This window comes from Candidatus Hydrogenedentota bacterium, from assembly GCA_018005585.1.
Lineage (GTDB): Bacteria > Hydrogenedentota > Hydrogenedentia > Hydrogenedentales > JAGMZX01 > JAGMZX01.
Map to the genome: position 1 here is coordinate 1 of JAGMZX010000076.1, position 10,072 is coordinate 10,072.

General features: G+C 62.8%; 8 protein-coding genes. 7 read left to right on the top strand and 1 reads right to left on the bottom strand.

Annotated elements, in window-relative coordinates; all coding sequences use genetic code 11:
* From KA184_13600 to KA184_13630, 7 genes are all read left to right on the top strand, one after another.
* On the top strand, positions 1-261 hold a 261-nt coding region (locus tag KA184_13600; GenBank protein ID MBP8130608.1), incomplete at its 5' end, for a UvrB/UvrC motif-containing protein.
* A 3-nt stretch (positions 262-264) separates the two neighbouring features.
* Positions 265-1,434 (top strand): hypothetical protein, encoded by a 1,170-nt coding sequence (locus tag KA184_13605; GenBank protein ID MBP8130609.1) that lies wholly within the window; start codon positions 265-267, stop codon positions 1,432-1,434.
* A gap of 160 nt (positions 1,435-1,594) precedes the next feature.
* Positions 1,595-4,054, top strand: a complete 2,460-nt coding sequence (locus tag KA184_13610; GenBank protein MBP8130610.1) for an ATP-dependent Clp protease ATP-binding subunit — start codon at positions 1,595-1,597, stop codon at positions 4,052-4,054.
* Positions 4,051-6,354: an outer membrane protein assembly factor BamA gene (gene bamA / locus KA184_13615; GenBank protein ID MBP8130611.1), complete on the top strand. Its 2,304-nt coding sequence runs from the start codon at positions 4,051-4,053 to the stop codon at positions 6,352-6,354. The genes KA184_13610 and bamA overlap by 4 nt, the downstream gene beginning before the upstream one ends.
* A gap of 127 nt (positions 6,355-6,481) precedes the next feature.
* Complete coding sequence (locus tag KA184_13620) at positions 6,482-7,042, top strand: OmpH family outer membrane protein (protein MBP8130612.1); 561 nt, start codon at positions 6,482-6,484, stop codon at positions 7,040-7,042.
* A gap of 133 nt (positions 7,043-7,175) precedes the next feature.
* Positions 7,176-8,210 (top strand): UDP-3-O-(3-hydroxymyristoyl)glucosamine N-acyltransferase, encoded by a 1,035-nt coding sequence (lpxD, locus tag KA184_13625; protein MBP8130613.1) that lies wholly within the window; start codon positions 7,176-7,178, stop codon positions 8,208-8,210.
* Entirely contained in the window at positions 8,203-9,537 is a 1,335-nt protein-coding gene (locus tag KA184_13630; GenBank protein MBP8130614.1) for a bifunctional UDP-3-O-[3-hydroxymyristoyl] N-acetylglucosamine deacetylase/3-hydroxyacyl-ACP dehydratase, read from the top strand. Before lpxD ends, KA184_13630 begins: the two co-directional genes overlap by 8 nt.
* On the opposite strand, the gene KA184_13635 is transcribed toward KA184_13630, so the two are convergent.
* On the bottom strand, positions 9,534-10,072 hold a 539-nt coding region (locus KA184_13635; protein ID MBP8130615.1), incomplete at its 5' end, for a hypothetical protein. The genes KA184_13630 and KA184_13635 overlap by 4 nt on opposite strands.

Below are 10,072 nucleotides of genomic sequence, written 5' to 3' on the forward strand. Positions count from 1 at the left end.
GTCGGATGCACCACCTGTTATGCGCAATTCGGCCGGCAAATCGACTCGATCCTCGAAGGGCTGCATCAGTCCTTGCACCACCGCGGCAAAGTGCCGTACCTGGACGACGCACGCGCGCGGCTGCGCGCCGACTTGCAGACCAAACGCTCGCTCTTGCGCACGATGCTGGGCGCGGAGAAGTACGAAGAGGCCGCGCAATTGCGCGACGAAATACGCAGTATCGAGACGGGATTGTACGTCTCGGAATCCGGAGCCGATTAAACCATGCTGTTGGAGAGCCCGGTCGATAAGGCCCCATCCTGGTGCTCAGACAACGGCCCGAGGGCGGAGAGCGCCGTCTTATGTCAATGCACGCTCGTCCGCAACCTTGCCGATTTCCCATTTCCGGACCGCTGTTCGCTGGACGAGAAGGAAAGCGTGGAGCGGCGGCTCTTGTCGGTGTTCGACAGTCTCAATCTGCTCAGCAGCGGCGTGTACTATTCCCTGCCGCGTCTGACCCCGAAAGAGTCCCGGTTCCTGGTTGAGCGCCATTTGATTACGCCGCAGATGCTGCCGCGCAACACGGCGCGGGGCGTATACGTTGCGGAGGACCAGAGCTTCAGCATCATGGTGAACGCGTCCGAACACCTCTGCCTGCGGGCAACCGTTTCCGGCCTGCAGCCCCAGGAAGCATGGGCGCGGCTCAATCTGATGGACGATACCCTCGCAGGCACCCTTGATTTCGCGTTTGACAGGCGCCTGGGGTACCTGACGTCCGTGCTGGCCCATCTGGGCACGGGCCTCAAAGCGAGCACGTTGTTGCATCTGCCCTGCCTGCGCGAAACCGACCGGCTCGAAACCGCGGCCACAACCGCGCGGCGAAGCCATTTCGCCTTTTGCGGCGTCAAGCCCGGTTACGAGGAGTCCCTGCCGGGACGCCGCGCCGGCAAATCCGGCACGAGCGAACTGCGGCGCATCCGCGCGGCGCTCAGTGAATCTCTCTGCAGTACCCTGGAAGGCGTAGCGTGCGGGCATCCCCGCGAGGCGCTCGGCGACCTCTTCCTCCTGGTGAACGAGGGCACGCTGGGAGCGGCGGAAGAAGAAATTACCTTCCATCTGCGCCACGTGGCGGAAGAAATTCTCGCCGCCGAAGATGCAGCTCGGACGGAATTGCTCCGCGAACGTCTCCCGCACGTGGAAGACCGCGTGGGCCGCGCATTGGGCGTCGCGGGCGGCGCCCGGTTGCTGTCGTTTCCAGAGGCCATGGACCTGCTCTCCTCGATACGGCTCGGCGTGGCCGCCGGCTGTCTCGCGGACCGGCCCGTGCAAGAACTGAATGAACTGCTGCTGCGTTCGCAACGCGCTCACCTGGAACTCGTGGCGGGTCATGATTGCGACGAACTTACCCTGTCTGTGGAACGTGCAAATCTGTTTCGGAGCCGGTTTGGGGCTTGAGGGCGCGTCCCTAAACCGCGCATGTGACGGAAGTTCCACGAACGGCGGGCAGATGTAACGCGCTCCGGGGGCGCGAGCACCTTGGTCAAGTGCAAGGACTTGCGCACGCGGCATGCCCGGCATCGAGCAGTGCCCTGTGGGCGAAAGGATGGAACACCTTATGTGGGAACGTTTTACGGAACGCGCGAAACACGTCGTCAGCGCCGCGCGCGAAGAAGCCACCCGGCTCGGCAGTGAATACGTGCGCACGGAACACATCCTGCTCGGCCTGTGCCGTGAGCCGGAGGGCATAGCCGCGAAGGCGCTTGAGAATCTGGGCATTGACATCGACCAGCTCGCCCTCGAAATCGAACAGCAAGTGCAACCGGGTTCCGCCACCGTATCGAGCGACGAAATTGCATTTACGCCGCGGGCCAAGAAAGTCCTCGAACTGGCGGTCGAGGAAGCGCGCCGGTTCAATCACAGCTACATCGGCACGGAACACATCCTGCTCGGACTCCTCAAGGAAGGCGAAGGCATCGCGGCGAAGGTGCTCCAGGACATGAAGGTCGACCTGGGCCGCATCCAGGCGGAAGTCATCCGCCTCCTGGGCGACCAGGGCCGGTCCACTGGTCCCGAGGCCCAGACCAGCAAGAAATCGCAGACCCCCGCGCTGGATACGTTTGGGCGCGACCTGACCCAATTGGCGCGGGAGGGCAAGCTGGACCCGGTCATTGGCCGCGAAGCCGAGATAGAACGCGTCATCCAAGTGCTCAGCCGCCGGACGAAAAACAACCCCGTGCTCATTGGCGAGGCCGGCGTCGGTAAGACGGCCATCGTCGAGGGGCTGGCCCAGGCCATCGTCAACGCGGACGTACCCGACCTGCTCCTGGGCCGCCGCGTGCTCACCCTCGACCTCGCGGGCGTCGTCGCAGGCACCAAGTACCGCGGTCAGTTCGAGGAACGCCTCAAGTCCGTCATGAAGGAGATCCGCCGCGCGGACAACATCATCCTCTTCATCGACGAACTGCACACCATCGTGGGCGCGGGCGCCGCCGAGGGGGCGGTAGACGCCGCAAACATGCTCAAGCCGTCCCTGGCGCGGGGCGAACTCCAGTGCATCGGCGCCACCACGATGGACGAGTACCGCAAGCACATCGAGAAAGACGCGGCGCTGGCGCGCCGCTTTCAGACCATCATCGTGGACCAGCCCACGGTCGACCAGACCATCGAGATTATCAAGGGGCTGCGCGACAAGTACGAAGCGCACCACCGCGTCAAGTTCGACGACCAGGCCGTCGTGGCCGCGGCGCGCATGTCGCATCAGTACATCACGGACCGGTTTCTGCCCGACAAGGCCGTCGACGTTATCGACGAGGCCGGCAGCCGCGCGCGCCTGCAGATTACGACGCGCCCCGCCGAACTGAAAGAGATGGAGCGCCAAATCGAAGAAGTCACCCACGAGAAGGAACAGGCCATACGCCGGCAGGAATACGAGAAAGCGGCCAAACTGCGCGACCAGGAACGCCAGTTGATCGCCCGCCTCGAAGACCGGAAACGCGACTGGGAGCGCCGCCGCGATTCCGCCGAACACGTGGTAACGGCGGAAGATATCGCGTACATCGTTTCGAAATGGACCGGCATCCCCCTTACCAAACTGGAAGAAAAGGAATCCGAACGGCTCTTGCGCATGCGTGAAGAGTTGCACTGTTCGGTCGTCGGCCAGAACGAAGCCATCGACGCCATCACCCGCGCGATCCAGCGCTCGCGCGCGGGGCTCCGCAAGATCGACCGTCCCGTCGGCTCGTTCCTGTTCCTCGGCCCGACGGGCGTGGGCAAGACCTTCCTGGCGAAAATGCTGGCGAAGTTCCTCTTCGGCAGCGAGGACGCGCTCATCACCATCGACATGTCCGAGTACATGGAACGGTTCGCGGTCTCTCGTCTTGCGGGCGCGCCGCCGGGGTATATCGGCTACAACGAGGGCGGCCAACTGACGGAGCAGGTCCGGCGACGCCCCTATTCGGTCGTCCTCTTCGACGAAATCGAAAAAGCGCATCCCGACGTGTTCAACACGCTGCTCCAGGTCCTGGAAGAGGGTCAGATGACCGACGCCACCGGCCGCCGGGTCGATTTCCGCAATACGGTGGTCGTCATGACCAGCAATATCGGCGCGCGGCGCATCCGGCAGCACACCACCGTCGGTTTCCAGCGGGAAGGCGGCGAAGAGGAATACGGCCGCATGCGCGAGCGGGTCCTCGATGAAGTCAAGAAAGTGTTCAATCCCGAATTCCTGAACCGGGTCGATGAAGTGCTGGTCTTCCACCACCTGACGGCAACGGAGATGCTCCAAATAGTTGACATCCAGGTCGCCGAGGTGGTAGAACGGCTTGCTGAGAAGGATTTGCTGTTGAACCTCACTCAGGAGGCGAAGGAGTACCTCGTCCGCGTGGGGAGCAACGAGGAGTACGGCGCGCGGCCGTTGCGGCGCGCGGTACAGCAGCAGTTGGAAGACCCCTTGGCGGAGTTGTTGTTGAAAGGCGGGTTGGAAGCGGGGACGGCCATCGAGATCCGGCCCTCCGATACGGAGGACGCCTTGGTTTTCGAGCCCGTCGTGCGCAGTGCGGAAGGTGTAGCCCCTTGAGAACTTTGGCTCTCGCTATCGGTTTCTCACTTGTCAGTTGGTGCGTCTCTTCGCAAGAACAGACGCCCGCTCCCCCACAGATTACGGCGGTCCATATTCAGGGGCTCGAACGCGTGGCCGAGCAGGTCGTGCGCGCCAAGCTCGAAGTGCAACCCGGCCAACCCTATCAGCCCCGGGCCGTGGCCCGCGACATCCGCCGCCTCTACGAACTGGGCCATTTCGCCAACATCAAGGTGGACGCCCAGCCGGACGGCGCCGGGGTCGCGCTCACGTATCAACTCGAAGAGAAGCGCGCCATCGACGAGGTGCGCATTATCGGCAATAAGAAACTGAGCGAGCGCCGCATCCGGGGGGTGCTCTCCTGGCGCGAAGGCGATACCTTCGTGGCGGACGGATACGAACAGGAACGCGAGGCCATTCTCGACCTCTATGCGAGCAAAGGCTTCGCGAACGCCACCGTGGACATCGTGGCCGAGGAGGCCGGACCCTCTCGCGTGCGGGTCACGTACAATATCGATGAAGGCAGGAAAGCGCGCATCCGCAGCATCAGCTTTGTCGGCAACGACACCCTCGCCACCCGCCGCCTGCAGAAAATCATGAAGACCCGAAAGGCCATCTGGTTCGTCGGCGGCCGCTTCAACGAGGACAAGTTCGAGCAGGACCTGCAGGAGATTCTCGCCGCCTACGGCGACAAGGGCCGCCTCGAAGCCGCCATCCCGCGCACGGAAATCACCTTCTCCGACAACGGCAAGGGCATGCACATCACGGTCTATCTGACCGAAGGCCCCGAGTACACCGTGGAAACCGTCCAGATCGCCGAGAATATCGTCTACGACGAGGACGAAATCCGCGGACTCATCGCGGTGGAAGAAGGGGATGTGCACAACAAGAGTCAGGTGACCGCGGACGCGGAACTGGTCGCCAAGGGCTACCAGGACAGCGGGTATGTCAACGCCCAGGTCACGCCGCAGGTCACGCTGGACCGGGAAAGCAAGACCACCCATGTGGTCCATCAGGTCAGCGAGGGCGACCTCAAATACATTCGTGAAATCCGCATCACCGGCAACGAAGTCACCAAAGACGAAGTGATCCGCCGGCAGATGCTGCTGCGGCCCGGCGACCGCTTCGACGGCAGCGCCGTGCAGCTCAGTCAGCGCCGCCTCGACAATACCCGTTACTTCGACACGACCCGAATTACGCTCAGCGACGTGCTGGAAGACGATATGTGGACCAACTTGCTGGTCGATGTCGAGGAAGGCGACACCGGCACCTTCAATTTCGGCGCGGGCTACAGCACGGAAGACAAGTTCGGCGGCTTTGCCGAATTGCGGCTCACGAATGTCGATATCACCAACTGGCCCAAGTTCTCAGGCGGCGGCCAGCAGCTTTCGTTACGCCTCAATACCGGCGACCGCCACGACACCTATTCGCTCAGTTTCACCGACCCCGAAATCTGGGGGTATCCCCTCTCGTTCGGGTTCGACGTGTACGACGACAGCTACCGCTACAGCGGCACAAGCTACCGTGAAGACCAGGCGGGCGGCCAACTCCGCTTCGGAAAGGTGCTCTCGCCGTTCCTGACGACGCGCTGGAGTCTCCGGTACCAGGATACGGAGATATCCGACGTGCCCTTCGAGTTCCTGGTCAACCCCGAATTGCGCGAGATTTCCAGGGACAGCACGACCATCAGCACGGCCTGGAGCATCGAGCGCAACACCGTCGACAACGTGCGCGACGCCACCAGCGGCGCCGACCACATCTTTACCCTGGAACTTGCCGGCCTGGGCGGCGACAATGAGTTCGTCAAGGTGGACCAGGACTCGACCTGGTACTGGTCTCTCTCGGAAGAAAACAAGTGGGTCCTCTCGCTGCGCTCGCGGCATGGGTGGGTCACGCCCTACGGCGGTTCGGACTATGTGCCGCTCCAGGACCGGTATTTCGCGGGCGGCAGTTCAACCGTGCGCGGCTACGATAACCGTGACATCGGCCCGCGGACCCACGGATATCTCTGGTGGGGCGATGAATACGCCATCGGCGGCGAGCTGCGCATGTTGACCAGCGTCGAAGTGAAGTACAAAGTCAGCGATTTGCTGCGCCTCTACGCCTTCGTCGATTCGGGCGGCGTCTGGGAGGAAGCGGGCGATTTTGGCTTCGGCGACGTCAAATACAGCGCCGGCCTGGGTATTGGAATGGATGTGCCCCGGCTCGGGCCGTTCCGGCTTGACTACGGCATTCCCATCAATCCCGACGATGATCAGGGCAGCGGACGCCTGCATCTGACTACCGGGTTCCGCTTCTAGACCGCGCCGGGAATTTGCAGGGTTTGAACGCAAAGTGCTATAATTTCGGCCGTTCACCTGCTTCTTCCCAAGCCTTAAGGAAAGCAAGGGGGCTTTATTACCTTCAATAGCCCCAAGAGAAGGATGATTGGCCGTGTCGAAAACTTGCTATCTCGCACTGCTGGCAGCATTAGTGACCGGATTGTTCGCACCGGCTGTGGCGAATGCCCAGGATGCCGGCGCGGCATCCGGCGGTTTCAAGATCGGTATCGTCGATTTCCGCTATCTCCTGACCGCCTACAACAAGCGTGAAGCCGAATACGCGAAACTCCAGAGAGAAGTCGACGAACTGCAGAAGGGCATCGACGCCCTCGCCGATGAGGTCGAAAAGCTCAAAGCGCAGTATGATGCGCAGGTCGACAATATGGCCGCCGACGAACGGCGCGCGCTCGAGGAGCGCATCGAAGGGCTCGCCGCCGATTTCCGCGCGGAACTTGCCAAGCGCCAGCGGACTATTGACCGCAAGGAAAAAGAAGTCGTCGAGGGCTTAATCGCCGATATCAAGGCTGTTATCGAAGAAATCGCCGTCAGCGAGAACTATCACCTCATTCTCGACGCAAATTCCCCCAATCCGCCCCGGGGCGGGGTCTTGTTCTTCAGCAAGACCCTGGATATCACCCCAAAGGTGGAGGCTCGCCTCAACAAGTAACCTGGAACGACACCCGATACCGTAAATGGCCGCCGCAACGGCATGGCGCCCCTTCTGGACCGAAGGAGGGGCGTACTCACATAAGCAGCCGGCCAGACCTCTCGAAGTACAGGGGAGAGGAAGAATCTTACTCGTGGAGACAACCGCAGCCCACATAGCCGAATGGGTCGGCGGACGTGTCGCCGGAGACCCGGACCTCGTCCTGACAGGCGTGAACGGCCTCCGCGAAGCTCGCCCGGGCGAGCTGTCTTTCGTGCGGGAAACCCGGTACCTGCCCTTGCTCGCCACGACCCGGGCCTCCGCCGTGCTGGTCGCTGAAGAAACGCCCGGCTGCGCGGTCACCCAGATTATCGTGGCCCAGCCGGAACTGGCGTTCCTTCAAGTCTTGCAGCGTCTGGGCAAACCCCTCGCCCCCCGCCTGGAAGGGGTGCACCCCGCCGCCGTTATCGGAAAAGACGTAACGCTCGGCCCCGATGTAGCCATCGACGCATTCGTCCGCATCGGCGACGGCGCCCATATCGGCGCGCGCGCCGTGTTACACGCAGGCGTGTACATTGGTCAGGGTGCCGAGATCGGCGCGCAGACATTAATTTACCCTAACGTCACGATACGCGAATACTGTAAAATAGGCGAACGCTGCATCCTGCACGCAAACGCGGTCATAGGCAGCGACGGGTTCGGTTTTGTTGCGGCTGAGGGACAATGGGTCAAGGTGCCGCAGGTGGGGTGTGTCGTGCTGGGCGATGATGTCGAGGTAGGCAGCAACACGGCCATCGACCGGGCCACGTTTGGGGAAACGCGTGTCGGCCGGGGCACGAAAATTGACAATCTCGTGCAGATTGGTCACAATGTTGAGATAGGCGAAAACTGTGTGATCGCCGGAAAGGTGGGCATAGCCGGCAGCGCCATTATCGGCAATCACGTGCAGATTGGCGCACAGGCCGGCATCAAAGGGCATCTCGAAATCGGCGATGGCGCCAGAATCGGCGCCCGCGCCGGTGTTACCGGGTCGATACCCGCAGGAGCTACCGTGTCGGGTTTCCCCGCCATAGACCATAACCAACAACGGCGCGTGCTGGTGGCACAGACGCACCTGCCCGAGATGGGGCGCCGCCTCCGCCAGGTGGAACGCCGCGTGGACGAGTTGGAACAACGAAGCCATGAGTAAACAACGGACCATTGCCAATGAAGTGTCTTTCTCGGGCATAGGCTTGCACCAGGGCACCCTGACGACCGTCACGTTCCTGCCCGCGCCCGCCAACAGCGGCATCGTCTTCCGGCGCGTTGACCTGCCCGGGAGCCCACCGATCCCGGCGGACATCGACCACGTGATCGACGTGTCCCGCGGCACCACCATCGGCATTGGCGACGCCCACGTGCATACCGTCGAGCACGCCCTCTCCGCCATGGTCGGGCTCGGCGTCGATAACCTCGTCGTGGAACTGGACGGCGACGAGGTTCCCAACGGCGACGGCAGCGCCCTGCCCGTGATGACCACCCTGTTGAAAGCGGGCATCGTCGAACTGGACGCCGAGAAGCTGTACATTACCGTGGACCGGCCCGTGTACTACCGCCAGGACGATGTGACCCTCAGCGTGCTGCCGTCGGACGACCTGCGGGTGACCATGACCATCGCTTACGACCACGTGGCCATCGGGACCCAATACGCTTCGTTCAACATCGACGAAACCACCTACCGCGAACAGATAGCCCCCGCCCGCACGTTCTGCTTCCTGCGCGAAGTCAAGATGCTCCAGGAAAAAGGCCTGATCAAGGGCGGCAGCCTCGAGAGCGCCGTCGTCATCGGCGACGAGAGCATCCTCAATGAGGACCTGCGTTTCGCGGACGAATTCGTCCGCCACAAGATTCTCGACCTGCTCGGCGACATGTACCTGCTCGGGCGGCCCGTGCGCGGGCACATCGTCGGCGTCAAGGCCGGCCACGAGAAGAACGTTCTGTTTTCCCGGCAAATCCGCAAGGCCTACCTCAACGGCAACGGCGCCGCGCGCCACCTCAAGGACCTGAAGGACTACCGCGTCACGCGGCGCTCCGAACCGGCCCTGGACGTCAACAAGATCATGCGGATCCTGCCCCACCGCTACCCGTTCCTGCTCGTGGACCGCGTCCTGAGCTTCGAGCCGTTCAAGAAAGTCACGGGCATCAAGAACGTCACCGTCAATGAGCCCTTCTTTCAGGGCCACTGGCCCGACACGCCGGTCATGCCGGGCGTCCTGATTCTGGAAGCGATGGCGCAAGTCAGTTCCGTGCTCATCTTCGGCGAAGATGGCGAACCTCACGGGAAACTGGCGTTCTTCATGGGCGTGGACAACGCCAAGTTCCGGCGCACGGTCGTCCCCGGCGACCAGCTCTTCATCGAGTCGGAGATGCTCCATTTCCGCCACAACGCCTGCCGCGCCAAGGCGCGCGCATACGTCGATAATGACCTGTGCGCGGAAGCCGTCATGTCCTTCAGCCTCATGGATATCGAGGACTAAGCGCCGAGGCGGGCCCCGGGCCGGGTCAAGGGCCGCCATTTCTCTCCCCCGCCGCCGCACGGGTTGCCCCGGTGTGCGGCAGTCAACAGATGCTTCGCATGTTCGACGCCGCGCAGGCAGTATGCCGCCACCAGCGCCTCCCGCTGGGCTTCGTCAAGGTCGCCGCAACGGCCCAGCACGCGCAGGCGCGCCTGACGCGCCTGATACAGCGCTATCCCGGCCGCCACGGAGATATTGAAGCTGCGCGTAAACCCGGGCATGGGGATTACCAGGCGCACATCGGCCTGCGCAAGCACTTCGGCCGTCACACCGTCGCGTTCGCCGCCAAAAACAAGGGCCGTGGGCGCGTCAACGCCGTAATCGGCAATCGGCTGGGCATCCTCCATGCACATGGCCGCGATGCGGAACCCCTGCGCGCGCAGGCAGGCCAGGCAGGCCCGCGTCGTGGCCCAGCGGCGGACATCTATCCATTTCTCCGCGCCTTGCGTCACCCGGTTGGCCAGCTTGAACTTCTCCTGGGAATCGATGACGTGCA